21 protein-coding genes and 1 pseudogene are annotated in these 23986 nt (G+C 69.7%); 10 read left to right on the top strand and 12 right to left on the bottom strand.

What is annotated here, in order from left to right:
- Positions 1 to 20: 20 nt before the first annotated feature.
- Positions 21 to 1769, top strand: coding sequence for a putative bifunctional diguanylate cyclase/phosphodiesterase (locus BN1197_RS05380; protein WP_052466051.1), 1749 nt, complete (start codon positions 21 to 23; stop codon positions 1767 to 1769).
- Here BN1197_RS05380 and BN1197_RS05375 read toward each other — a convergent pair.
- From BN1197_RS05375 to BN1197_RS05360, 4 genes and pseudogenes are all read right to left on the bottom strand, one after another.
- On the bottom strand, positions 1742 to 1963 hold the full coding sequence (locus BN1197_RS05375; RefSeq protein WP_040156965.1) for a hypothetical protein: 222 nt from the start codon (positions 1961 to 1963) through the stop codon (positions 1742 to 1744). The two genes, BN1197_RS05380 and BN1197_RS05375, sit on opposite strands and share 28 nt — an antisense overlap.
- A 55-nt stretch (positions 1964 to 2018) precedes the next feature.
- Positions 2019 to 2399: a tetratricopeptide repeat protein gene (locus BN1197_RS05370; RefSeq protein WP_217991157.1), complete on the bottom strand. Its 381-nt coding sequence runs from the start codon at positions 2397 to 2399 to the stop codon at positions 2019 to 2021.
- Between the two features lie 28 nt (positions 2400 to 2427).
- Positions 2428 to 3165 (bottom strand): annotated as a pseudogene (gene yaaA, locus BN1197_RS05365) (peroxide stress protein YaaA); the annotation flags it as partial.
- Between the two features lie 4 nt (positions 3166 to 3169).
- Complete coding sequence (locus BN1197_RS05360) at positions 3170 to 5461, bottom strand: putative bifunctional diguanylate cyclase/phosphodiesterase (protein ID WP_095999854.1); 2292 nt, start codon at positions 5459 to 5461, stop codon at positions 3170 to 3172.
- 172 nt (positions 5462 to 5633) lie between these two features.
- On the opposite strand from BN1197_RS05360, the gene BN1197_RS05355 reads away from it, so the two are divergent.
- Positions 5634 to 8318, top strand: coding sequence for a bifunctional acetate--CoA ligase family protein/GNAT family N-acetyltransferase (locus BN1197_RS05355; RefSeq protein ID WP_040156960.1), 2685 nt, complete (start codon positions 5634 to 5636; stop codon positions 8316 to 8318).
- A gap of 313 nt (positions 8319 to 8631) precedes the next feature.
- On the opposite strand, the gene BN1197_RS05350 is transcribed toward BN1197_RS05355, so the two are convergent.
- Complete coding sequence (locus BN1197_RS05350; protein WP_217991156.1) at positions 8632 to 9552, bottom strand: alpha/beta fold hydrolase; 921 nt, start codon at positions 9550 to 9552, stop codon at positions 8632 to 8634.
- Positions 9553 to 9869: 317 nt separating this feature from the next.
- Between BN1197_RS05350 and BN1197_RS17490 the strand changes: the two genes are divergently transcribed.
- A complete protein-coding gene (locus BN1197_RS17490; protein WP_095999862.1) occupies positions 9870 to 10502 on the top strand; it encodes a serine acetyltransferase in 633 nt (210 codons plus the stop codon).
- Between the two features lie 13 nt (positions 10503 to 10515).
- Here BN1197_RS17490 and BN1197_RS17290 read toward each other — a convergent pair whose 3' ends face one another.
- Complete coding sequence (locus tag BN1197_RS17290) at positions 10516 to 10962, bottom strand: TetR/AcrR family transcriptional regulator (RefSeq protein WP_052466049.1); 447 nt, start codon at positions 10960 to 10962, stop codon at positions 10516 to 10518.
- A 78-nt stretch (positions 10963 to 11040) separates the two neighbouring features.
- Between BN1197_RS17290 and BN1197_RS05335 the strand changes: the two genes are divergently transcribed.
- Positions 11041 to 11841: an alpha/beta fold hydrolase gene (locus BN1197_RS05335; protein ID WP_052466048.1), complete on the top strand. Its 801-nt coding sequence runs from the start codon at positions 11041 to 11043 to the stop codon at positions 11839 to 11841.
- Positions 11842 to 12054: 213 nt separating this feature from the next.
- On the opposite strand, the gene BN1197_RS05325 is transcribed toward BN1197_RS05335, so the two are convergent.
- Positions 12055 to 12468, bottom strand: coding sequence for a MarR family winged helix-turn-helix transcriptional regulator (locus BN1197_RS05325; protein WP_245851839.1), 414 nt, complete (start codon positions 12466 to 12468; stop codon positions 12055 to 12057).
- A gap of 126 nt (positions 12469 to 12594) precedes the next feature.
- Between BN1197_RS05325 and BN1197_RS05320 the strand changes: the two genes are divergently transcribed.
- Both BN1197_RS05320 and BN1197_RS05315 read left to right on the top strand, forming a co-directional pair.
- Entirely contained in the window at positions 12595 to 13161 is a 567-nt protein-coding gene (locus BN1197_RS05320; protein WP_040156955.1) for a GNAT family N-acetyltransferase, read from the top strand.
- A 96-nt stretch (positions 13162 to 13257) separates the two neighbouring features.
- Complete coding sequence (locus BN1197_RS05315; RefSeq protein WP_052466046.1) at positions 13258 to 14232, top strand: Rossmann-fold NAD(P)-binding domain-containing protein; 975 nt, start codon at positions 13258 to 13260, stop codon at positions 14230 to 14232.
- 69 nt (positions 14233 to 14301) lie between these two features.
- Here BN1197_RS05315 and BN1197_RS05310 read toward each other — a convergent pair whose 3' ends face one another.
- The 4 genes from BN1197_RS05310 to BN1197_RS05295 form a co-directional block, all read right to left on the bottom strand.
- The gene (locus tag BN1197_RS05310) at positions 14302 to 15429 is read right to left on the bottom strand and encodes an epoxide hydrolase family protein (protein ID WP_040156954.1); all 1128 of its coding nucleotides are present in this window, start codon (positions 15427 to 15429) and stop codon (positions 14302 to 14304) included.
- Between the two features lie 64 nt (positions 15430 to 15493).
- Positions 15494 to 15787 (bottom strand): hypothetical protein, encoded by a 294-nt coding sequence (locus BN1197_RS05305; RefSeq protein ID WP_040156952.1) that lies wholly within the window; start codon positions 15785 to 15787, stop codon positions 15494 to 15496.
- A 59-nt stretch (positions 15788 to 15846) separates the two neighbouring features.
- Positions 15847 to 18750, bottom strand: a complete 2904-nt coding sequence (locus tag BN1197_RS05300) for a helix-turn-helix transcriptional regulator (RefSeq protein WP_261795880.1) — start codon at positions 18748 to 18750, stop codon at positions 15847 to 15849.
- A 75-nt stretch (positions 18751 to 18825) separates the two neighbouring features.
- The gene (locus BN1197_RS05295; protein ID WP_141397228.1) at positions 18826 to 19044 is read right to left on the bottom strand and encodes a hypothetical protein; all 219 of its coding nucleotides are present in this window, start codon (positions 19042 to 19044) and stop codon (positions 18826 to 18828) included.
- A 217-nt stretch (positions 19045 to 19261) separates the two neighbouring features.
- Here BN1197_RS05295 and BN1197_RS05290 point away from each other — a divergent pair, with 217 nt between their 5' ends.
- The 3 genes from BN1197_RS05290 (at position 19262) to BN1197_RS05280 (ending at position 20975) form a co-directional block, all read left to right on the top strand.
- On the top strand, positions 19262 to 19657 hold the full coding sequence (locus tag BN1197_RS05290; protein ID WP_040156946.1) for an HsmA family protein: 396 nt from the start codon (positions 19262 to 19264) through the stop codon (positions 19655 to 19657).
- Positions 19658 to 19815: 158 nt separating this feature from the next.
- On the top strand, positions 19816 to 20112 hold the full coding sequence (locus tag BN1197_RS05285) for a transposase (RefSeq protein ID WP_040156944.1): 297 nt from the start codon (positions 19816 to 19818) through the stop codon (positions 20110 to 20112).
- Entirely contained in the window at positions 20109 to 20975 is an 867-nt protein-coding gene (locus tag BN1197_RS05280) for an IS3 family transposase (protein WP_040156942.1), read from the top strand. Before BN1197_RS05285 ends, BN1197_RS05280 begins: the two co-directional genes overlap by 4 nt.
- 130 nt (positions 20976 to 21105) lie before the next feature.
- On the opposite strand, the gene BN1197_RS05275 is transcribed toward BN1197_RS05280, so the two are convergent.
- Positions 21106 to 22317 carry an ATP-binding protein gene (locus tag BN1197_RS05275; protein WP_040156940.1) on the bottom strand — a complete coding sequence of 404 codons (1212 nt, stop codon included), beginning with the start codon at positions 22315 to 22317 and terminating at the stop codon, positions 21106 to 21108.
- Between the two features lie 262 nt (positions 22318 to 22579).
- Here BN1197_RS05275 and BN1197_RS05270 point away from each other — a divergent pair, with 262 nt between their 5' ends.
- Positions 22580 to 23824, top strand: a complete 1245-nt coding sequence (locus tag BN1197_RS05270; protein ID WP_040155408.1) for an IS256 family transposase — start codon at positions 22580 to 22582, stop codon at positions 23822 to 23824.
- Positions 23825 to 23986 lie beyond the last annotated feature (162 nt).

The following is a 23986-nucleotide window of genomic DNA, read 5'->3' as shown; positions in this document are numbered from 1 at the left end:
CGACGAGGAAGGAGACGCCGGTGCGTCCGCGTCGCATCCTCGCCGAGCACCCGAACGCCCTCCTCGACGCCGCGGCCGTTCTGGTCGGGGCGGGGTTGGCGGTGTGGTCGGTGGCGTTCACCCAGGTCGCCGGCTCGACGGCGGTGGCGTTTCCGTTGGTCCTGCTCGCCTACCTCGCCACCACCGTCGGGCTCACCCTCGCCGTCGTCCAGCCGACGATCGCGGGGTTCTCCCGCTCCGCGACGGAACATCGGCCGGGCCGGCCCACGGCCCTGGTCCTCTGCACGATCTCTCCCGCGATCCTCGCCACCGCCGTCCCGGTGCGCGACACCCTCGACACCGCGGTGCGTGCGGCGCTGGTCACCGGTCTGCTCGTTCTCCTGTTCGCCCGGCTCACCCGCACGATGTCCGCGTTGACCCGCGCCGAGGCCGACAGCCGGTACCGGGCCACCCACGATGCCCTCACGGGGTTGATCAATCGCGCCGCTCTGCTCGACATGCTGGAACGCCGCCTGCGGCGGGACGCGGCCGCGGAACGGGCGACGGCCGTCCTCTTTCTCGACTGCGACGACTTCAAACGCGTCAACGACACGTGGGGTCATCACGCCGGCAACACCCTGCTGTGCCAGATCGCCGACCTGCTGCCCGCGCACCTCGGCCCGGGGGCCGTGCTCGCGCGGCACGGAGGGGACGAGTTCGTCGTCGTCGCCCCGGTGACCGGCCGCGAGGGATCCGCGGCCCTCGCCGAACGGATCCGACGCTTCTTCGACACGCCGCTGCGCATCCTGCCCGACCGCGTGCACGCCGTCACTCCCTCGATCGGGGTCGTCATGGCCGAGCCGGGCGAGACCGTGACCACCGAGGAACTCCTCGGCCGGGCCGACGTCGCCATGTACGAGGCCAAGACCACCGGCCGAGGGCGGTGCATCGAGTTCGGGCCCCGACTGGCCGAGCGTGCCCGGTTGCGCGCCGCGGTGGTAGACCGACTCGAGGCGGCGATCCGCGACGAGGAGTTCACGCTGGAGCTCCAGCCGATCAAGGGCGGGCTCGACCACATCACGATGATCGGGTGGGAGTCGCTCGCGCGGTGGCACGACCCGGAGCTCGGTGACATCGCCCCTGACGTCTTCATCCCCCTGGCCGAGCAGCTCGGGCTCATCGGCCGGTTGGGCGAGGTCGTTCTGCGACGGGCCTGCCGGGAGCTCGCCGAACTCTCCGCCGTGTACCCGGACGAGCCGCTGACGATGTCGGTCAACGTCTCACCGGCACAGTTGATGCGGCCGGACTTCGCGACGACCGTGTTCCGGGCCCAGGCCGAGGCAGGCATCCCCAGGGATCGGCTGTGGCTCGAGCTCACCGAGACGATGCTCGTCGACGGCAGTCCCGCCGTGCTGGAGGTCATCGGCGACCTGCGCGCGGCCGGGGTGTGCGTGGCGATCGACGACTTCGGTTCCGGCTACGCCTCGCTCGCCACCCTGCTGCGTCTGCCGGTGGACTGCGTCAAGCTCGACAGGTCGCTCGTCGAGGGGGTGGGCGTCGACGAGAACGCGACCCGCCACGTCGGCGCCCTGCTCGCCTTCGTCGACAGCCTGGGCATCGCGAACGTCGTCGCGGAGGGTGTCGAGACCGCACAGCAGGCGGAGGCGCTCCGACGCCTGGGGTGCCCGCTCGTCCAGGGGTGGTACTTCGGCCGCCCGACCACCGTCGAGGCCCTGCTGGACGAATCGGCCGCAGCCGGCGATCAGGACCGGGCGCGCATCCTGCGGTAGAGGGCGTAGCCCGACACGGAGACGAACGTGGTCAGGCATCCCAGCGGCAGCGGGAGGCAGCAGCCGCCGACGGTCACCTGCGTTCCACGCCGTGTGCGGGTGGAGTAGCCGGGGAAGGGGAAGGCGGTGAAGCCGCCGCGCCGTCCGCGCTGCTCGCGAGGGTCGCCCTCGTAGGGTCCGTACTGGTCACTCATGGAAGACCGATACCCGTCCCGCCTCGTGCTCATGCGATCGCCGCGCGGGGTCCCCTCAGAACTGCCCGCCGAGCGCCTCGGCCCGTCGCCGCATGCGGGCCGCCTCGTCGTGACGCGAGGACCGTTCGAGCGCACGGGAGAGCAGGACGGCCGCGTACGCGTTGGTCGGGTCGTCCTCGAGCAGCTCTTCGGCGGTCGCGATCGCGCGGCCGAGCTGCGCCGAGTGGTAGTAGCTGCGGGCGAGCAGCTCGCGCACCTCGGTGCTGCGCGGGTGCTCGGCGTCGAGGCGGGCGAGCATCTCCGCCGCCTTGGCGTACTCCTTCTGGTCGTACCTCGTCTTCGCCCACCGCAACGTCTCGTACGGATCGTCGAGGTTGGCCAGCACGTTCATGTCCGGTCCGCCGGGGCGCGATGATCCGTTCTCGGGGGTGGTCATGGGGGTCCTCCCCCTCGGGGCGGGAGAGGTCGGGTCGGTAGCGGTAGCCGCCCTCGTCGAACTGCTGCAAGGCTCTCACCGAGCGGACCCGGTGCTGGACGATCCACCCTGCCATGAGTCCGCGGGCACGCTTGGCGGCGAACGAGATGACCTTCCAGTCGCCCTTGGGCCCCCGGTCCTCGAACCGCGGGGTGACGACGCGCGCGTCGACGCCGGCGAAGTCGACGGCGCCGGAGTACTCCTCCGAGGCGAGGTCGACGACGACGGCAGGGCCGGGTGAGGCCGCGAGGTCGTCCGCGACCTGCTCGGTGATCGTGTCTCCCCACCAGGCGTAGAGCGACGGGCCGCGATCGGTCGCGAGGCGGGTGCCCATCTCCAGGCGGTAGGGCTGGATGAGGTCGAGGGGGCGGAGCACGCCGTAGAGCCCCGAGAGGATGCGCAGGGTCTTCTGCGCCTCGGTGAGGTCGCGGGTGTCGAAGCGCCGGGCCGCGTCGATGCCCTGGTAGACGTCGCCCGCGAACGTGAAGATCGCCGGGCGCGCGTTGGCGCGGGTGAAGGGCGTCGTGAACTCGGCGTACCGCTCGACGTTGAGGCGGGCGAGGTCGTCGGAGATGCCCATGAGGTCGCGAAGATCCTCCGGGCTCTGTCGGCGCATCACGTCGACGAGCTGCTCCGCCTGGGGCAACAGCCTCGGCTGGGTGTGGGTGCGGGTGGGCAGCGGCGAGTCGAGGTCGAGACTCTTGGCCGGCGAGAGCAAGGTGAGCACGGCCTCACCGTACCCACGAGCCGGCCTCCCGAACGGACTCCTCGAGGACGGCGACGGCCGCGTCGGCGCTCATCGGCGCCCCGAACCATGCTCCCTGGGCGAGGGGGGAGCCCACGTCCGGCAGCGCATCGACGCGGGCGCGGGTGTCGATCCCTTCGACGACGACGAGGTCGATTCCGAGGCCGCGCACGAGATCGATGACGGCCCGCAACCGGTCGCAGCCGGTGGGGCCTTCGTCGAGGCGCTCGACGAAGACCCGGTCGAGCTTGACGCAGTCCACCGGCAGACGCAGCAGGGTGGCGAGCGAGCCGTGGCCGGTGCCGAAGTCGTCGATGGCGATGCGGGCCCCGGCGCGACGCACCTCGTGCAGCCGGCGGATCACGTCGGGCCGGTGGTCGACGAGGAGGGTCTCGGTGATCTCGAACCACAGGCAGTCGCGCGGAAGACCGGCCTCGGCCAGGGCGGCCGCGACGGCGCCGGCGAACTCGGGATGCAGCAGTTGCGCCGGGCAGACGTCGAGCGATACCGCCGCGGCGGGGTCCGCCGCGCGCAGGCGGACGAGAGCCCGGCACGCCTCCCGGAGGGCGAACCCGCCGAGCTCGTCGATGAGCCCCAACTGTTCGGCGACCGGCAGGAACACCTCGCGCGCCACCACCCCGAGCTCCGGGTCGTGCCAGTACGGCTGGGCCTCCCAGCAGACGATCCGGTCGAGACCCGGGCCGGCGACGATGGGGGCGAGGACGAGGTCGAAGCGGCCGGCGTCGAGGGCTCCCCGGAGGCGGTCGCCGACACGGGCGCGCAGCCGGGTGCGTTCGGCGAGGTCGTCGTCGAAGAACACCCAGCCGCCGTGACCGCGGATCTTCGCCTCGTACATCGCGATGTCGGCCCGGCCGAGGAGGGCCTCGGTGGTCGGCTGATCGTCCGGCGCGGCGACGGCGAGGCCGATCGACGCGGTGATGATGTGCTCGCGGCGGGCCATGATCCGCACGGGCGTGGTGAACGCGTACCGGATGCGGTCGGCGATCCGCTGTGCCTCTTCGGCGCGCTCGACGGAGGCCATGAGGACGAACTCGTCACCGCCGTGGCGAGCGAGCACGTCGGAGGGGCCGGCCACGTCGCGCAGTCGACCCGCGATGTGTTGGAGCAGCACGTCACCGGCGCGATGCCCCCACGTGTCGTTGACGTGTTTGAAGTTGTCGCAGTCGATGAAGAGCACTGCCGTGTACCGGCCCCGCGCGGCGTCACGGGCCAGGCGCTCGGTGATCGTGTCGAGCATCGCGGCGCGGTTGAGCAGGCCGGTGAGGCGGTCGTGCAGGGCGCGGTGGTGAGAACGTCGCTCGGCACCGGACAGGGCGCGCATCGTGCGGCTGAGCCGCACGAAGATGAGCAGGAGCAGCACGATGAGCAGCGCGACGCGGACGACGACGTCGAGGACCCCGACTCGCGGTGCGACGATCGCGACGATGGCCGGGGAGACGGTGAAGATCGTCAGCGCACCCGGCCACGCGCTGCGCGGCACCTCCGTACGCCCCGGTCGATGGGCGAGCTCTCGCACCGACGGGTGCGTGGCGGTCACGGCGTAGCCGAGGTAGACGAACAGGTAGAGAGCCTGCACCTGGAGCGTGTGCTCGGGAGCGACGATGCGCACCGCCGCGTACACCACGTCGAGCACGAGCTGCGCGCTGAGCGCGACGAGCAACAGGCGCAACGTCGGCAGGATGGTCGGCAGCCGGAACGCGAGGTTGAGCGCCAACGCCAACAGGGTGATGTCGATGACCGGATAGACCACGAGCATGACGCCGACCGGAGGACGCTGACCGGCCATCGCCGGGGCGAACGCCACCGACCAGAGGGCGAGCAGCGCGCCGACCGTCACTGCCGACATGTCGAGGATGGTGCTCGAGCCACGCCGCCGCCCGGCGTACAGGGTGAGCAGCCCCAGCCACAGCACCAGAAACCCGTATCCGCCGCAGTAGAAGAGGTCGAAGAAGCGCAGCGGGCCGAGCCCGAACTGCACACCCTGAACGAGGAGGGAGATCAGAAAGCAGCATCCCGCCGCGACCTGCGGCAACCAGACCCGCCACGGGCGCACGCCGCGCAGCAGCGGGCCCACGGTCAACGCGACGATGAGCAGGGCCGCGCACGTGCCGTAGACCACCCCCCCGACCCCGTACGGCTGGAACATGAACATCAGGGAGCCGACGGCGCAGACGAGAGTCGCGGCCACGATGGCCGCTCTGCGTCTGCCGCTCGATGGTTCGCTGCCGTGCGCACGCGGGTGACGTGCTGTGCTCATCGGCGGCTCCTGCCCCACGACCGACCGGCGCTGCTCACCGGCGGGGAGGGATCGAGCGTAGACGAGGTGCGCGCGGGAGAACGAGGACGAAAGACACGTCGCTGCCCACCGCTCGTCGAACGACCGCGGGCGAAGAACCCTCCGGCGTGGGATTCCGGCGTAGGTTCACGCGATGGCGGCCAGTTCGGGATATCCGGCTCACTGGGAGGCCGATGTCCTTCTCACCGACGGAGCTCCGGCACGCGTGCGTCCCGTACACCCCGAGGACGTCGATCTCCTGATCCCGTTCTACGAGCGCTGTTCTCACCAGTCGAAGCACCTACGGTTCTTCGGCGGGCACCCGCGGCTGACCGATGACGACGTCGCTCGGTTCACCATGGTCGACCAGCAGGAACACGTCTCGTTCATCGTCACGGCCGGCGACGAGATGATCGGAATCGGGGGGTACGACCTGCTCGAGAGCGGGGTGGCCGAGGTGGCGTTCCTCGTCGAGGACGCCCACCAGGGGCGCGGGGTGGGCACGCTGCTGCTCGAGCACCTCGCCGAGGCGGCGCGGGAGCGGGGCGTGACGCGGTTCGTCGCGGAGGTGCTGCCGGAGAACGACACGATGGTCGCGGCGTTCAGGGCCGCCGGGTACCGCCTGGCGGCGGGGTTCGTCGAGGGCCTGCTGAGGTTCGAGTTCGCGCTCGCACCCACCGAGACCTCGGTGTCGGTGATGCGTTCGCGTGAGCACCGGGCCGAGGCGCGGTCGATGGAGCGGTTCTTCGTGGCCCGGTCCGTCGTCGTGGTGGGGGTGAGCCGCGACCGGCGCAAGCTCGGCAGGCGGGTGGCCGACAACCTCGTGACGGGCGGCTACACCGGGCGTGTGCACCTCGTGGGCCGAGGCGAGTGCATTCTCGGGCTGCCGGTCCACGACAGCGTGCGCGACGTACCCGGGCCGGTGGATCTCGCGGTGATCGCGGTGCCGGCGGGCGCGGTGCACGCCGTCGTGCTCGACTGTGCCGCGAAGGGCGTCGGCAGCCTCATCGTCTCGACCGGTGACACGACGACCGGCATCCTGACGCCGGCCCTGCAGAACGATCTCCTCGCGACCGTGCGTCATCACGGGATGCGGTTGCTCGGGCCGAGCGCGCTCGGGGTGATCGACACCGATCCGCGGCACTCGCTCAACGCGACGGTGGCGCCGACCGTCCCCCCTCCGGGGCGGATCGGGTTCTTCGCGCAGTCGGGCCCGCTGGGCACGGCGATCCTGCGGGATGTCGCGGCGCGTGGTCTCGGGCTGTCGACGTTCGTGTCGGCCGGACGCCGGCTCGACGTCTCGGGCAACGACCTGTTGCAGTACTGGGAGGACGACCGGCGCACCGAGGTCGTTCTGCTCTACCTCGAATCGATCGGCAACGCACGCAAGTTCATGCGGATCTCCCGTCGGGTGGGGCGTCGCAAACCGGTGGTGGCGGTGAAGTCGGGGGGTGCGACGCAGGGGGTGCCCGCGGGCGGCGGGGTCCGCGCGACGATCGCTCCTGCGGCCGCACTCGACGCGATGTTCGCGCAGGCCGGGGTGATCCAGGTCGACACCCTCGACGACATGCTCGACTGCGCGCAGATCCTGGCCCACCAGCCGTTGCCGCTGGGCCCGCGTATCGCGGTCGTGGGCAACTCCGACGCCGTGCAGTTGCTCATGGTCGATCAGTGCCTCGCCCAGGGGCTGACGGTCGACGTGTCGGTGCTCCTGCGGCCGGGGGCCTCGACCACGGAGTACGAGGGGGCTCTCGACGAGGCCATCGCGAGTGACGCCGTGGATGCCTGCGTCGCGGTGTACATGCCGCCGCTGGCGCAGCAACGCGACGATGTCGCGGATGCGCTCGCCCGGGTGGGGCGGACGGGTGAGAAGCCGCTCGTCGCCGTGTTCCTCGGCTTCGAGGGCGTGCCGGCACAGTTGCGGGCGGGTGATTCGGAGGCGGCCGCGCGCGGGTCGGTGCCCTCCTATCCCCTACCCGAACGCGCGGCACGGGCCTTGGCGCGGGCGGTTCGGTATTCGCAGTGGGCGCACCGACCGACGACCCCGGTTCCCGAGTTCGGCGACATCGACCCGGCTGCGGCCCGGAGGATCGTGGAGCGGGTGCTCGATACCGCGCCGGAAGGGGCGGAGCTCGACGACGACCAGGTGTCGGCGCTGCTGGCGGCGTACGGTCTGGCGCTCTCCCCGTGCGTGCACGTCGACTCGCTCGACGAGGCGATCGCGGCCGGGGAGGGATTCGGGTGGGGTGTCGTGCTCAAGGCGACGGAACCCGGTGTGCGCCGGCACCCGTACCTCGACCACGTGCGCCGCGACATCGGCGGGGTCGAGCAGATGTCCGCGGCGTGGGCGTCGTTGACGACGGCGCTCGCCGGGCGGGAGGGGTGTCTCGTGGTCCAGCGGTCGGGCCCGGCCGGGTTGTCGGTGACGATCCGGGCGTTGGAGGGTCCGGCGTTCGGGCCGATCGTGTCGCTCGGGGTGTCGGGGCCGGCGTCGGATCTGCTCGGGGACGTGGCGTTCCGCAGTCCTCCGCTGACGACCGCCGACGCCGCCGACATGGTGCGGGGCATCAAGGCGGCGCCACTGTTCTTCGAGTACGGCGGCAGCCCGGGCCTCGCGGTGAGGCGGCTCGAGGACGTCGTCCACCGCGTCGCCCAACTCAAGGACGCACTCCAGGAGGTCGCCGACCTCCACCTCGGCCTGCTCGTCGGCGCCGACAGCGTCCACCTCACGTGGGCCGCCGCCCGAGTGCTCCCCGCGATCGCACTCCGGATCGACAGCAACACCCGCCGCCTCCCCACCCCCGTGAGCTGGGACGACACCCTCCCCGGTGGGGCGTGAGTCCACGAACGCCCACCCTCGGCACCGTTCGAGCAGGCGCCCGTGTGGGCATGTCAAAGTGCTTTATCTCGACTACACGTTCGAATCTTGGCAAATGCTCCTCCACTCACACGCCCCCGCCGTCGTGCGCGGGCGTGTGACGGCGGGGCGAGAGCGCCGACCTCGCTCGGTCCCGTCACCCGTAGGCGGTGTTCCTCGGCGAGGTCAGTCACGGCGGCTATCGGCGATCGCCACCGCCCGCACCCTCGACGCCGTCGACCGCGTAGCCACCATCACGATCGACGGCCGACCGGCCTTCGCCTGGCCGCACTGATCAGCCGCGTCGATCGCCCGGTCGGATGAAGTCGGCGATGGCCCGGGTCACCTCGGCCGAATGACCCACGAGCAGATGGCCGCCGCTCTCGAACGGGACGAAGTCGACCTGCGAGAAGCGAGGCAGTGCCTCCACGGCGCGCTCGTACTTCGCCAAGGCATCGTCCTTCGCCTGAAGGACGAGGACCGGAACCTGAAGGGTCTCGATCGGATACTCCTCGAAGTTCCGCGCCATGTCCGGATTGCCGACGGACGCATCGAGCAGGACACCGCGTCTGCGTTCAGCGACGGGAAACATCGTGTGGATCGTCGAACGGGGCATGCTCATCGCCACCGGAAAGAACGGGCTGAGCAGGTACAGCGCCGGCGCGTTGCAGAGGAACTCAGGCGGACCCGCATACTCCGGCACATCCCGCGGCTTCTCGGGGTAGGGCATCGCCGACGACACGAGGATCAGGCCCTTCGTGCGCTCCGGATGGTCGAGAGCGAATCGGATCGCGGCCGTACCACCCGCGGATGCCCCGAGGACGAACACCGTGTCGATGCCCAGGTGATCCAGGAGCTCGACGTTCGCGGCCGCCTGGTCGGCAGGCGTGCCGTCGCCCCGCACATCGCTGCCCGGGTACCCGAAGCGTGAGGGTGCGACGATCCGGTAGCCGTAGTCGTGGTTGCGGACGATGTCGTAGCCCTGGTCGATGCCGCCGAACATGCCGTGCATCGCCAAGACCGGCTCCCCGCCGGGGTCGCCGGCGTCGACGAACGTCGTCCGCCCGAAGCTCAGGTCGACGGATCGTGCCGGATACTGCGACAGGCGTCGACGGCCGGCATCGGCGGCGCGCCGAAACTGCAGGAAGAACCCCATGAGGGCGAAGGCGATCAGCGCGAACCACGCTGCGGCGGTGTGCTGTCGACGGGCGACCATCTCGGCTCCCGGGGACCCGCGGCCGGTCAGGCGATGACCGGGTGGCTGCCGCCGCCGACCATGTCCAGGATATGACCCGCCTCCATCCCGCGGACTCGAATCCCGATCGGGCAACAGGTCGCTCGTCCAAGAACCCGGGCCCGATTCGCTCCGTATGCCCGTCGTCTCACCTAGGGTGTCCGGCAGGCCCCCTCCCACCGGGGGGATCGGGGGCGGCCCTCGGAGGACCAATGACCAACGAATTCGTATCGGATCCGACCCACATGCCGGCGGATCCCGCTCAACCGGTGACCGAGCCCTGGTCATGGACTCGCGCGATGCTTGCCGCCGACTTCGAGCGGAACACCTACCCGTTCGAGCGCATCACCCTCCTGTGCGTGCGACTGCGGCGGGCCTGGCACAACCAGCCCGGGGTGAAGGCGTGGGCGATCCGAAAGGCGCTGTACGTCTTCAAGGTCGTCTGGTTGGACGGCTTCGTCGGCGCGGAGATTCCCGCCGAGGTGCACATCGGCCCTGGTCTTGCCGTCCCGCATTCGTTGCGGGGCACGATGATCAACGCGTCGACCCGCATCGGGGCGCGCGCGCGGATCTTCCACCAGGTGACGATCGGTGCGCGCGATGAGAATGGCGCCCCCACGCTCGGCGACGACGTGGTCATCGGTGCCGGCGCCAAGGTCCTCGGGCCGATCACGATTGCGGACGGGACTCGCATCGGCGCCAACGCGGTCGTCGTCAAGGACACCGTCGCCCACGGCACGTACGTCTGCGGGGCGGCCGAACTGGTGGAACCGCGAACGGTGCCGGACCTGCGGTCGATTCAGGTCGCGCAGTATCAGGGCTCTTGGGCGGCGGCCCCGAACGTCGCGGTGGACGGCGCCGGAGCCGCCACGAATCCCGCGCCGCAGCCTGTGCCCGCCACCTCGGCCGCGGTGCGCGCGGTCAAGGGGTAGCTCACAGCGGCATTCATACCCGACGGGCCCGCATCTGTCTTGGCCGGTCGGTGGTGCCGCCCTCGATAAGCGCCACCGGATCGAGCGACACCCCGGTGACGGCCTCGGCGAATTCGAGTCCGGTCAGCAACGCGGCAATCTGCGGCGTGGTCAGCGGCGCATCGTCCTGACGTTCGGCATCGAGGCGTGACAGCATCTCCGCCCGCATCGGCGCGATCGCATCGCGCACCTCGGCGTCTCGTCGGGCGATGAGCAGGAGCTCGAGCCAGGCGAGGGACAGCGGCGCATCGGCCGCGATGCCCCGTTCGAGGCGGAGCCGCGCGATCTCCTCCGCGACGGCCGTGATCAGAGCCTGACGCGTCCGGAACCGGTTGCTCGTCGACCCCTGCGGCAATCCCGCCGCTTCGTCCACGGCGCGGTGGGTGAGGGCATGCACTCCCCCGGCCTGGAAGACCGCCACGGCTGCATCCCGTACTTGTCGCTCCCGGCCGCTCACACTACGATCGTAGTGCAACTACGTGCGTAGTGGAGGTGGGCCGTGTACGTCCTCGACACAGGCGACGGCGAACCGATCGTCTTCATCCCCGGCCTCGGCGCCGATCACACGATGTACGCACCGCAGATCGAGGCGCTGACCGAGTTCCGTCGACTCGCGGTGGATCTGCGCGGGACGGGCGCATCGCCTTCGCTCGACGGAGTCCCGACCGAGCACGTGCTCACGACCCAGGTCGAGGATCTGGCGACCATGCTGAAGGAACGGGGAATCGAACGCCCGCACCTGGTCGGGATCTCCTACGGCGGGGTGGTGGTCGAGGCCTTCCTCCTGCGCCACCCCGGAGTGGCAGCGTCCGCGATCATCTGCGACAGCCTGTGCGACACCCGCCCCCGCACGGTGCTCGAGCGAATTCAGATGGCCGGCGCAAAGGCGCAACCGTTCCTGCTCAAGGCGCTGCCCATGAGCTGGAATCGGGCCTCGGTGCGCCTGGTCTACCGCAAACGGTGGCCGTTGGCCGCGGAGGTCATGGCTCGATCATTCTCGGCCGACCGCCTCGACGACATCGTCAAGCAGCGTCGGGTCGTCAATGCTGTGCACTTCGAAACCGCCCTGGCGAACGTGCGCACCCCGGTGCTGTGCCTGGTCGGGGATCACTCCTCGCTGGCCGTCGGCATGATGCGCCGCGTCCACGACGCCCTGACCGGCAGCGAGTTCACCGTCATCGAAGGTTCCTTCGACCCATCGAGCCTCTGCCGACCCGGTGCCTTCACTCAACACGTCCGTGAGTGGGTGGGTCGTCACTCGTCGCACCTCCCCCGGGGCCGCGGCGACGGTGACGCGTGAGCCGCCGACCCCAGAAGGCCGCGGACGCACCGATGCCGGCGGTCACGGCACCCGTGAGCGCCCAACCGGCGTGAGGCCCGACGAGGGGCGTGCACTCGCCGACGCAGGCGACCGGGTCGATGCGGACGAGCCCGAGCCCTTGCAACAGCCACAGTCCTCCGAGCAAGGACACCATGACGCCGACGATCAGCAGCGCCCATCCCACGGCGCGAGTCATCGAGACTCCGGCGCGTCGATCATGGCCTGCAGAGTGGTGATGGCGCCATCGACCGCGGCGTCCCCGACCCGCTCGCGCAGGGCCTCCTCCCGGGCCCCGAACCACGCCTCCACCTCTTCGGCGATGGCGAGCCCCTTGGGAGCCCACCTCACCAGTTGGGCCCGTCGGTCGCTCGGGTCGGCGCATCGCTCGATGTACCCCCGGCGCTCAAGGTCCGCCACCGTCAGGCTCACCGCCTGCTGAGTGATGCCGGCCTGGCGGGCGATGTGCGTCGGCCGCACACCATCTGCGGAGACGAAGCGCAGGACGTTGAGAAAGTGGTGCAGTTGCAGGTCGTCGACTCCACGGCTGCGCACGTGGTCCATCAACCCCTGGGTCAGGTCGGCGAACGCGAGCGCCAGGAGGGACATCAGCACGGGTTGCCTCACGGACGATTCACAAGTCACTTGAACAAAGTATTTGTGCGTTTGGGCCGCGTCAACGTCACGATCAGACGTTGGTTGCCACCGCGGGAGCCTCGGTGTCACTGTGCGCGAGTGACTCCTTCGCACCCGTGGCCCAAGACCGTCGACGACGTGCTTCTGCGTGACCCCACCGAGGCCGACATCGATGTCATCGCGGGCTTTCGGAATCTGCCGGCAGTCAATCGGTGGACGTTACTCACCCACGAGGCCCCCGATGACCTGCGCCGCCGCTGGGTCGGCGTGGCGTCCAGCGACACGGATTTCTCCTGTGTCGCCGAAGTCGACGGCGAACTCGCGGGCATCGGGTTTCTCGAGATCGGGAACGGGATGGGTCAGCCCGGAATGCCACCGGCCACGGAGGCGGGAATCGGCTACATCGTTCGTCCGGGCTTCGAGGGGCGCGGCGTGGGCACGGCGATCGCCCGAGGACTCGTCGAGGCAGCGCTCGTCGATCTCGGACTCCATCGCGTGACCGCGGGGTGTTTCGCCGACAACCACGCGTCGGTGCGCATCCTGGAGAAGGCAGGCCTTCTCCGCGAGCAGCACGGGCGCGCCGACTCCTGGCACGACGAGTTGGGGTGGATCGACGGGTACACCTACGGCGCACTCAGGGACGACTGGCTGGCCTCCCGCGCGTAGCCGAGGGAGACACCGATCATCCCGGAGGGCGTGAGGACCTTCTGCCCTCAGCGGAATGCGCTGACCTCAGCAGCCGGTGCGGGGCAGATTGACCTCGTGCGACTCCTGATTCTCGGCGGGACCGCCATGCTCGGTCGCGAACTCGCCCGCCAGGCCATCGACCGCGGGATCGACGTCACGTGCGCCGCCCGCGGAACCGGCCCCATTCCCGACGGCGCCGACTTCGTCCGTGTCGAACGGGACCTCGACGACGGCCTCGAGACCGTGAAGTCGCGTGAATGGGACGCGGTCATCGATCTCACCCGTCAACCCGGTCATGCGCGCCGGGCCGTCCGCGACATCCGCACTCGCCATTGGGTGTTCATCTCCAGCGGCAACGCCTACGCCCGGTTCGATCGTCCCGAGCAGAACGAGGACGCGGAACTCCTCGAACCGCTCGCCGATGACGTGATGAGCGACATGAGTGAGTACGGGGCCGCCAAGGTGGCCTGCGAGCAGACCGTCCGGGCGAGCCAGGAGTCCTGGACAGTCATCCGCTCCGGCCTCATCGGGGGCGCCGGCGACGCGACGGGCCGCAGTGGCTACTACCCGTGGCGTTTCGCCCACCCGACCGGGCCGGATGTGCTGGCGCCCCCGGACCTCACGTTCCCGGTCGCCCTCATCGACATCGAGGACCTCGCCTCCTGGACCCTCGATTGCGCCACCGGGCACGCCCACGGCACCTTCAACGCCACGGGCCTCACCACCACGCTGGCGGAGTTCCTCGACACGGCCCGATCCGTCGCCGGCGCGTCGGTCACGACACGGCGTGTGCCGGGCGAGATCCTCTCCGCGGCAGGTGTGGGCGCCTGGATGGGCACGCCTTCGCTGCCGTTGTGGATCGATGAACCCGACTGGCGGTGGTTCGCCACTCTCGACACCACCGCCGCCCGCAACGCAGGGCTCGTCACGAGGCCGCTCGCAGACACCCTCGCTGCCGCCCTGGAGTACGAGTACCACCGCACCGCACCCCGCGCCGCCGGACTCACCGACGACGAAGAACGCGCCCTACGAGAGCGGCTCGACTCCTGAGCCCACTGGGCACTCGACAGACCTCACCGCCCTCGCCGCGATGTGCGTTCTGCGCTCAGTGTCCGCTCCTCAGTCGAAGTGGCCGATGGATTCGCGAATATCCTCTGCCACGAGCGCCGACTGTTCCCACGCGGCGAAATGACCACCGGTCGGGGCCTTACGCCAATGGACGATGTTGTCGGCCTTCTCCGCGAGCCGGCGGACGAGGCCTCCGATGTCATTCGGCATGACGAGCACCGCCGTGGGGATCGTCGAGGGCTGCAGTGGTTCTGCCCAGTTCGGGAGTCCGTACTTGTAGTAGCGGGCCGAGGACCCTGCGGTGCGGAAGAACCAGTAGATCGACATCTGGTCGCGGCCGAGAACGTCGTCCGGCGACCCCTGCGCTCCGGTCCAGTCGTGGAACCGTTCGACCATCCAGGACATCTGGCCGACCGGGGAATCGGTGAGGGCGTAGGCCAGCGACTGCGGCCGGGTCGACTGGAGCATGGCGTAGGCCCCGATCTCGTACTGGTAACGCATCCCGGCCTCGATCGCCCGCGCCTCCTCGGGGACGGACATGTCCGCGGTCTCCGGGGTCAACTCCTCACCGCCCAGCATTCCCGTGGTGTGGACGGCAGCGACGGCGTCGCCGTGTCGCAGGCCCAGCTCGCGCACGACACCCGCTCCCGTGTCGTATCCGTGGGCGAGGTACCGGTCGTAGCCGAGCCGTTCCATGAGGACCGCGAAGGCGTCGGCGACCCCCGCCAGGGTCCAGCCGTTCGTCGGGCCCGAGATGCCGAACCCGGGGATGGTGGGGACCACGACGTCGAAGGCCTGTTGCCCCTCGCCCGGGTCCGTGAGCAGGGGGAGCATGTCGAGGAAGTCGGTCGGCCCGCTCGGCCAACCGTGGACGAGAAGGAGCGGCTTGGCGTCGGGGCGCGGTGAGCGCTCATGGAAGAAGTGGATCGGGTGATCGCCGATCACGGTGGTGAACTGCGAGACGGCGTTGATGCGCGCCTCCTGCGCGCGCCAGTCGAACTCGTCCTTCCAGTAGGCCGCCAGCTCTCGGGCGTAGCTCAGCGGGAGACCGTCGGACCAGTCGTCCGTCGGGCCGGCATCGGGCCAGCGAGTCGCACCTAGGCGAGCCTTGAGGTCGGTGAGTTCGCTCTCGTCGATGTGGAGGTTGGAGGGCGTGATCACAGCGTTGTCCGTGTTCATGCCATCGAGCACACCACGGCTTGTGGTCAATACATGACCACAAGCCGGACGACGTTCGATTCACTCAACCGTTGAGGTCCGTGGCCCACTCGCTGATCAGCGCCCACGTGGCGAAGGCGGCGACCCCGGCTTTGAAGGCCTGCCGCTGGCGTGCGTCCCGCGGGTCGAGATGCCTGCCGAGCACGGCCGCTCCGACGCCGTTCACGGCTGCCCACACAGCGTTGACCTCCGGGCCGGAATGCCGCCCGGCGAGAGGCGTGAGCTGGGTGGCACCGACCGTGGCGGCGTAGGCATGGGGAGTGGCGTTGGCCGCCAAGACCCCGCAGGAGAAGGCACGAAGGAGACCCGGGGCGCTCATTCCCTCAGCGTGCCATCCGCTCCGGTCGGGGGCCAGGGTCGAAGGCGCGCACTCCATGGTCAGCCCAGAAGACCGAGGTCGCGGGCGATGGCGGCGGCCTCGGCACGATTCGCCGCCCCCAGCTTGGTGAGGATGTTGGAGACGTGGACGCTGGCCGTCTTGGTCGAGATGAACAACTGGCGTCCGATCTCGCCGTTGGTGCGTCCGCGGGACACCAGCTCCAGGACCTCACACTCGCGCGGGGTGAGTGCGGGAGTCGGCGTCTGAGGAATTGCGGCGGCGGCGCGCGGTGACGGGTCGTTCCCGGCCGGAGCGCCGGTGGATCCAAGTTCGGCCAGGAGGGGCGCGGCGCGAAGTGCCCGGGCCGTGGCGGCAGCGGCTTTCCGTTCACGCCCCGCCTCGTCTGCACGGCCGACCGCGTCGAGGACCATCGCGGACCGCGACCGGCACCGCGCCTCCTCGTAACGGTCCTCCTTGCGAGCGAACAGCTCACGGCACGAGGTGAACTCGGCAAGAAGCTCGTCGACGTCCACCTGTTCGCCCGCCTGCCAGCGCAGGAAGAGATACTCCGCGCGGGCCCGCGCCTCCCACGCCCAGGCCTCGATCGTGCGGGGCGGCAGGTCGGCCTGCTGACGCCACACCGACGCGGCCTCCTCGGCAAGATGCCGGCCCTCGTCGAGCAGCGCCGCGCGCTCGGTCGTCCCGGCCCTGCCGGCGCGCATCGCGAGGTGAGCGAGCAGCAGCGCATCGAGACGGACCTCGGCCATCACGTGCGCTTGGTGCGATGCGGCGCGCAGGAACGAGACAACGTCGTCACGAACCTTCCGCGCGGCAGCCAGGTCCCCGGACCACCCGTGAAGATCGAGCGCCGCGGTGCCCGACTGCACGACGTTCGAGCGCTCCATCTCCCACAACTCGCGCAGCCGCTCGAAGATCGACACCGCCTCCGGCTCGCCACGCCCCGCGTGGACGAGGGACAGCGCGGCCTGCAGGGAGGCGAGCATCTCGGTGGAGTGCTCTCCCTGGTCCGCGGCCAGTTCCGCCGCCCGGTCCCACTCGCCGATCTCGTACGAGCAGAGCACGGCGAGCGCGTGGGCGTACGCGGCGTAGGGCGAGCGTTGCAGCCCGGCGCTGCGGGCGAGCTCGACCGTGGAGACGTGCGCATCGCGGGCCCGGCGGAGATCCCCGTGCCGGAACAGGATCTGGGCACGGGTGTGCAGGGCCCGCAGCAGCGCGGAGTCGACCCCGTCGCCCCAGCCCGCGAGCACCCGATCGATCGCCGCCAGGGATTCGCCTCCGTCCGGCTCCTGGGAGCGCGCCTTGGCGACGATCGACGACACCTCGGTTCGCAGGTGACGGCGGTCGTCCAGCATTCCGCTGCGGGAGAGGTCCTCGGCCTGGACGAGGACCTCCTCGATCCGGCCGTCGATCCACAGGGCCTCGACGCGGCGGGTGAGGAGGTCGGCGCGAAGGTCGTCCTCACCGGTTTCCGGTACGAGCGACAGCGCGTCGTCGACGATCGCGACCCGGTCGGCCGGCTCGTCGCTGAAGTTGAGCGCGCCCGCCAGACGGGCCAGGAGTTCGGCGCGTTCCAGCGGCGGCAGGTCGTCCCGGCGGAGGCGGCTTCGCAGCAGACCGGCGGCGGCCGTGACCCGCCCGGAGGCCAACGCCGCCGCCGCGGCTCGTACGGTCAGCCGATGCACCCGTTCGTCGGTGTCCGGGAGCAGGCTCAGGGCGTTCTCGAAGTGGTGGACCGCCTCGGCCGGGCCGCCGATGCGGTCCGCGGCGTCACCGGCCGCCACCGAACTCGTGATCGCCAGGTCGACGTCGTGAACGGCGAGGGCGTGGCGGGCGAGGTCGGCGGCCGGTCCCAGATCGGGCCGGTCTTGGAGGGCGCGTGCGCAGGTGCGGTGATGGCGCACCCGCTCGCCCGGCAACAGGTCGTCGTAGACGGCCTCGGCGAGCAGCGCGTGCCGGAACGTGTATCCGCCGTCGCGCGTCGGCTCGAGGATGTGGTGGTCGACGACCTCCCGAAGGAGCCGGTCGAGTCGCGCAGCGTCCAGGTCGGTGACCGCGAGGAGCATCTCGTGACTCACCCGGCGCCCGACGACGGACGCCAGCCGCACCACGTCCTGCGCGTCGTCGCCGAGGGGGTCGAGGCGCCGCAGCAGCAGACGTCCGAGGTCGTCCCGGTCGCCCGTGCCTGCCACGGAGACGAGTTCCTGGGCGAAGAAGGCGTTGCCGCGGGCGCGGTCGACGACGTCGGTGACGGTCTCCTCGCTCAGCGCCACATCGGCTGCGCGCACGAGGGCTCGCATCGCGGCGTCCTCCAAGGGCGGCACGTCGATGCGCGTGACGCGCAGCCGTGACCACACGCCCAGTGACGACCGCAGCGGGTGTCGGCGGTGGAGGTCGTCGCTGCGGTAGGAGACGAGGATCGACACCGGGGTGCTGAACCCGCGCGTGAAGAGCAGGGTGAGTAGTTCGCGCGTCGATTCGTCGGCCCAGTGGATGTCCTCGACGACGAGCAGCAGCGGCCGGGACGAGGCGAGGAGTTCCAGACCGCCGTGGACGGCCTCGACGATGCGGCTCCAGTCCCCCGCCTCGTCCTCGGTCGCACGTCGTGGGACGAGCCGCGCGAACGCGGGGTAGACCGCGACGACGTCGTCGATCGCGGCGGGATCCGTGGCGTCGAGTCGGGCCAATGCCTCGACGAACGGCAGGTAGGACAGAGTGCCGGCCGTCTCCCCCACGCAGTGACCGACCAGGACCCGGCGCTGCGGCGACACCCGCGCCGAGACCGTGCCGATGAGGGCGGTCTTTCCCACACCGGCGTCGCCGGCGAGGAGCACCGCGGCGCTGCCTGCCGTCGGCGGGTCGATCGCTGCCTCCACGTCGGCTGCGAGCTGATCGCGGCCGTGTCGGCGGGTCGATCGCTGCCTCCACGTCGGCTGCGAGCTGATCGCGGCCGTGTAGGCGCACCTCGCTCTCCATGGGCGAAATTGTGGCAGGAGGCTCGCCTTCGACCTGCCGGTTCGTCACGTTCCCGGGAGTCGGCCTGGCTGGGTTGCGGCGGTGGCGCCCGTCGCCGTCACGGTCGCCACTCCGACGAGGCCGACGGCGAGATCGCGGAGCCGGCGGAGGACCTGGTTGCCTCCGATGCGGGCCGCACGGTCGACTCGGGGTGCGACGGAGAACTGCTCGCGGCGGTAGCGGTGCTCAGCGGCGATGAAGATGGGGTCTCCGACGATCGACATGATGTTCTCCTCCGGTTCGAGTGGATGCCTCCACACTCGACTCCTGAGGTAGGTGGTCACCTGCGCCGATTTCCGTATTCGAGGACTCGGTCCGGATCTGAGGTCACATCGCGGTTGCCCGGCTTTCATCCGACGGCGGCGGTTGCAACTTTCGACGCAGAGATACTCCAATCATGCAGACGATGTGCGTTGACGTGCGAAAACGCATGATCGAAACATGCTTCCTTCAGCCATCGTCCTCATCACAGCAGCCTTGTTCTTCTACACTCTCGGCGTCTGGGCCGAGCGCCGCGCCGGTGTTCTACGCGCCTGGCACGCGGTGGCCTTCGTGCTCGGCTTCGCCGCCGACGCCGCCGGCACCTTCGTCATGAGCCGCATCGCGGCCGCAGGCGGCGCACCCACGGAAGGCCTCGCCGCCACCCTCGGCACCCTCATGGCGGTCACCGGAGCCATCGCTCTCGTCCTCATGGGCGTCCACGCCCTCTGGGCGATCGTCGTCCTCCTGCGCGACCGCGCCAACGAGAAGGAGAACTTCCACCGTTTCAGCGTCGGCGTCTGGGCCCTGTGGCTCGTCCCGTACTTCGCCGGCATGGCGAGCTCGATGGCGGCCTGAGGCCCCCGGCCTTGTGCCGGGGCGCCGCGAGCCGCGTCGGTCGCAGGAAATGTGAGCGGTCATCGAGCAACGACCCGCGCAAACTGCTTTCCCTTGGTCTTGCCCCGTTCTGGTGGACACCTGATAGTGAGCCGCAGGCTCGCTGAAGGGAGTCCGTTATGGGCCGTCCGTCGAAGTACCCGGCGGAGTTTCGGACCGAGGCAGTGCGCCTGGTCCTGACCACTGACAAGTCGATCGCGAGTGTCGCGCGGGATCTCGGGATCAGCGACAAGACCCTCGCGGGCTGGGTCCGCAAGGACCGGGAGAAACAGACCCTGGACGCGCTGCCCGGTGCGTTGAACGAGCACGAGCGCTTGGAGTTGAAGCGACTCCGCAAGGAGGTCGCCGACCTGAAGGTCGAACGCGAGATCCTCCGCAAAGCAGCCGCGTATTTCGCCAAGGAGACGACCCGGTGAGCCGCTTCCGGTTCGTCTCTGAGCATCACGACACCTACGGGGTGAAGCGGCTGTGCACTGTTCTCGGCGTCTCCCGATCCGGCTACTACGCATGGCGCGACCGCGGCCCCTCGGCGCACGCCCAGCGCGACCTCGAGTTGGCAACTGTGGTCTGCGAGGTCCACAACCGCTCCCGCCGCACCTACGGCGCACCCCGCGTCCACGCCGAGCTCGGCCGCCTCGGGCACCGCACAGCCCGCAAGAGGGTGGCCCGGTTGATGCGCGAGTACGGCCTCGTCGGGGCGCACTCCCGCAAGAAGTGGCGCACCGGGAAGCCGAACACCGCCTGGGCACCCGACCTGGTCGAACGGGACTTCAACCCCGCCGGCCGCGACCGGCTCTGGGCAGCTGACGTCACCCAGTTCCGCACCGAGGAAGGTTGGCTCCACTTCGCCGGCGTCATCGACCTCTACTCCCGCCGCGTCGTCGGCTGGGCCATGGGCACCACCCCCGACGCCGACCTCGTCATCGACGCACTCGTGATGGCCTTCGAACGCCGCCGCCCCGACCAGCGCGTCATCCACCACGCCGACCGAGGATCGGCCTACACCTCGCTGGCCTTCGGCCAACGGCTCGAGACCCTCGGCATCACCGCGTCGTTCGGGTCCACCGGCGACTGCTACGACAACGCCGCCGTCGAGTCGACCTGGGCCACCCTGAAGCGGGAACTCGCGTCGATCCACGGACGCCAGACCTGGCCGTCGCGGGACCTGCTGCGCTCGGCGATCTTCGACTACATCGAGGGCTTCTACAACACCAGCCGCATCAAGCAGCGGCTCGGATACCGTTCACCCGCAGAGTTTGAGCAAGAGGCAATCGCCTAGAAATCCGTGTCCACGAGAACGGGACAAGACCAGATCTGGCCAGCCCGCTGGCCAAGATGCCCCGACCTTGGCCAACAGGAGCGAGACTGGCCAGAATCAGCCGCTTGCGGACAGAAGTCCACAAGGACCCTCACCCGATACTCCGCAGATACCTCCCGAAGTGCGGGACTGTGAATGCGATGCGCCCCCGCTCCCCCGAGTAGATGAGCCCCTTCTTCAGCAGGCCGTCACGCGCCGGGGAGAGGGATTGTGGTTTGCGGCCGAGGTGCTTGGCGACGTCGGAGGTGAGCACGGATTCCGACTCGTCGAGTTCTTCACCGGCGGCGAGGAGGTCGGCGGCCACGTCGGCCATGGCGCGGAGGTATTCGCGCTCGCCGGGGGTGGCACGTTCGAAGCGGGAGCCGAAGAAGCCGACACCCAGCTCCTCCTCGGCCTCCGGGCCGGCGACCTCGACGTCGTGGGCCGTGATCGGCGACTGCGGCGCCGCATCCCACGTCACCTTGCCGTACGCCTGGATGAAATACGGATACCCGCCCGTCGCCGCGTACATCGCCTCGAGCGCCTCGGGCGACCACTCCGCGTCCTCCTCCTGCGCCGGCACCTGCAACGCGTGCTCGGCCGCGGCACGATCGAGTCGGTCGATGCGGTTGTATCGGAACAAACGCTCGGAGTACGACTTCGACGCCGACAACACCGCAGGCAGATGGGGCAGGCCCGCGCCGACGACGATCACCGGCAGGCCGTTCTGACTGATCTCGTGACACGCCGCGCACAATGCCGACACGTCGTCGGGGCCGAGGTCCTGCATCTCGTCGATGAAGATCGCGACGCCCTTGCCGACGTCCGCGGCCAGGCCACCGACATCGGTGAGCAACTCGACGAGATCGATCTCGATGTCACCGGAATCCGCACGACCATTTTGTACCGGTACATCGATACCCGGCTGCCACTTGTCACGCAGCTTGGCGTTCGACGGCGCATCGCGCAGCGCGAACGCCTTGATGACACCCAACACGTGATCCACGTCGTCCTGCTGGGGATGGCCCAGCTCGCGCACCGCGACGTGTAACGCCGCACTCACCGGGCGGCGCAAGCCCTGGTCGGGACGCGCCTCGAACTTTCCCGACCCCCAGCCCGCTCGCACGGCCGCTGAACGCAGCGCGTTGAGCAGTACCGTCTTGCCAACACCGCGAAGGCCGGTCAATACGATCGACCGCTCCGGCCGGCCTCGCGCGATGCGTTCGAGCACCACCTCGAACGTGCGCAACTGCTCGTCGCGACCGGCCAACTCCGGCGGCCGCTGCCCGGCCCCGGGCGCGTACGGGTTCATGATCGGATCCACGACGAGGACGTTATTCGACTCTCTAGCCGAACCGCGAGAGACACGCAGAGACCCCTGTCATGACACCGAACGGGCTCACAGGGGTCTGTCGCTCTAACGGTGTAAGTGGCCTGATCGCCTCGTTCGGGGCAGGAGGGTCGTCATGACCGAGACACTGGGGCTCGTGGAGGAGCCGACATCGCAGGAGCCACCTGAGGACGCGTCCTCGGGTGAAGCGTTCGGGGCCGTCCCGGACGAGCCCGGGCCCGCAGGGGCTGGGGACATGACGGCCGCGAACGCGGCCGTCATTCGGCAGCTTGTACTGCAAGCCAAGGACGCCGGGATCGAGATCACCGGCCCGGGTGGATTGTTGAAGCAGATCACCAAAATGGTGATCGAGTCCGCCCTGGATGAGGAGATGTCCGAACACCTGGGCTACGACAGGCACGCAGCTGAGGGTCGTAACGGCGGGAACTCCCGCAACGGGAAACGGTCCAAGACCGTGGTCACCGACAACGTCGGTGAGGTACGGATCGACGTGCCGCGGGACCGGGATGCCTCGTTCGAGCCGCAGTTGGTGAAGAAGCGGCAACGCCGGCTGGGGGATCTGGATGCGATGGTGTTGTCGCTGTACGCCAAGGGCCTGACCACCGGAGAAATCAGTGCGCACCTGGCCGAGGTGTACGGGGCGTCGGTGTCCAAGGACACCGTCTCTCGGATCACCGACCGGGTGATCGAGGAGATGCAGGTCTGGTGGGCGCGGCCGTTGGAGAAGGTGTACGCGGCGATCTTCATCGACGCAATCGTGGTGAAGGTCCGCGATGGGCAGGTGCGTAATCGCCCGTTCTATGCCGCGATCGGGGTCGACCTCGAGGGGCACAAGGACGTGCTGGGCATGTGGGCCGGCGACGGGGACGGGGAGTCGGCCAAGTACTGGCTGGCCGTCCTGACCGAGCTGCGTAACCGGGGCGTGCAGGACGTGTTCTTCGTCGTCTGTGACGGCCTCAAAGGCCTACCCGACTCGGTGAACGCAGTGTTCGCGCAGGCCACGGTGCAGACCTGCATCATTCACTTGATCCGCAACACCTTCCGGTACGCCTCCCGCAGGTACTGGGACGGCATCGCCAGGGACATGAAGCCGATCTACACCGCCCCCACCGCGGCCGCGGCCCGAGACCGCTTCGAGGAGTTCGCCGAGAAGTGGGGCAAGCCCTACCCAGCGATCGTGCGGCTGTGGGAGAACGCCTGGACCGAGTTCATCCCGTTCCTGGACTACGACGTCGAGATCCGACGCGTGATCTGCTCAACCAACGCGATCGAGTCGCTCAACGCCCGCTACCGGCGCGCGGTCCGAGCCCGCGGACACTTCCCCAACGAGCAGGCCGCGATGAAAACCCTGTACCTCGTCACGAGGAGCCTGGACCCCAAGGGCACCGGACAGACACGATGGGTCACACGCTGGAAACCAGCGTTGAACGCCTTCGCCATCACCTTCGCCGACCGCATCCCGGCCGCCGAAGACCGCTGAGAATGAAAACGCCACTTACACCGTTGGCCGGACAGTCCCGCTCACAGAGCGCCGACAACCGGATGAGGACGCGGACGGAAACGCCTGTTTGAGCGGGGGTTGGGAGTGCGTGGGCGAGCACCGCGGTGCGAAACGCCTGTTTGAGCGGGGGTTGGGAGTGCG

This window comes from Mobilicoccus massiliensis (genome assembly GCF_000826525.2).
Taxonomy (GTDB): Bacteria; Actinomycetota; Actinomycetes; order Actinomycetales; family Dermatophilaceae; genus Mobilicoccus; species Mobilicoccus massiliensis.
This window is presented reverse-complemented; position numbering and strand designations above follow the sequence as displayed.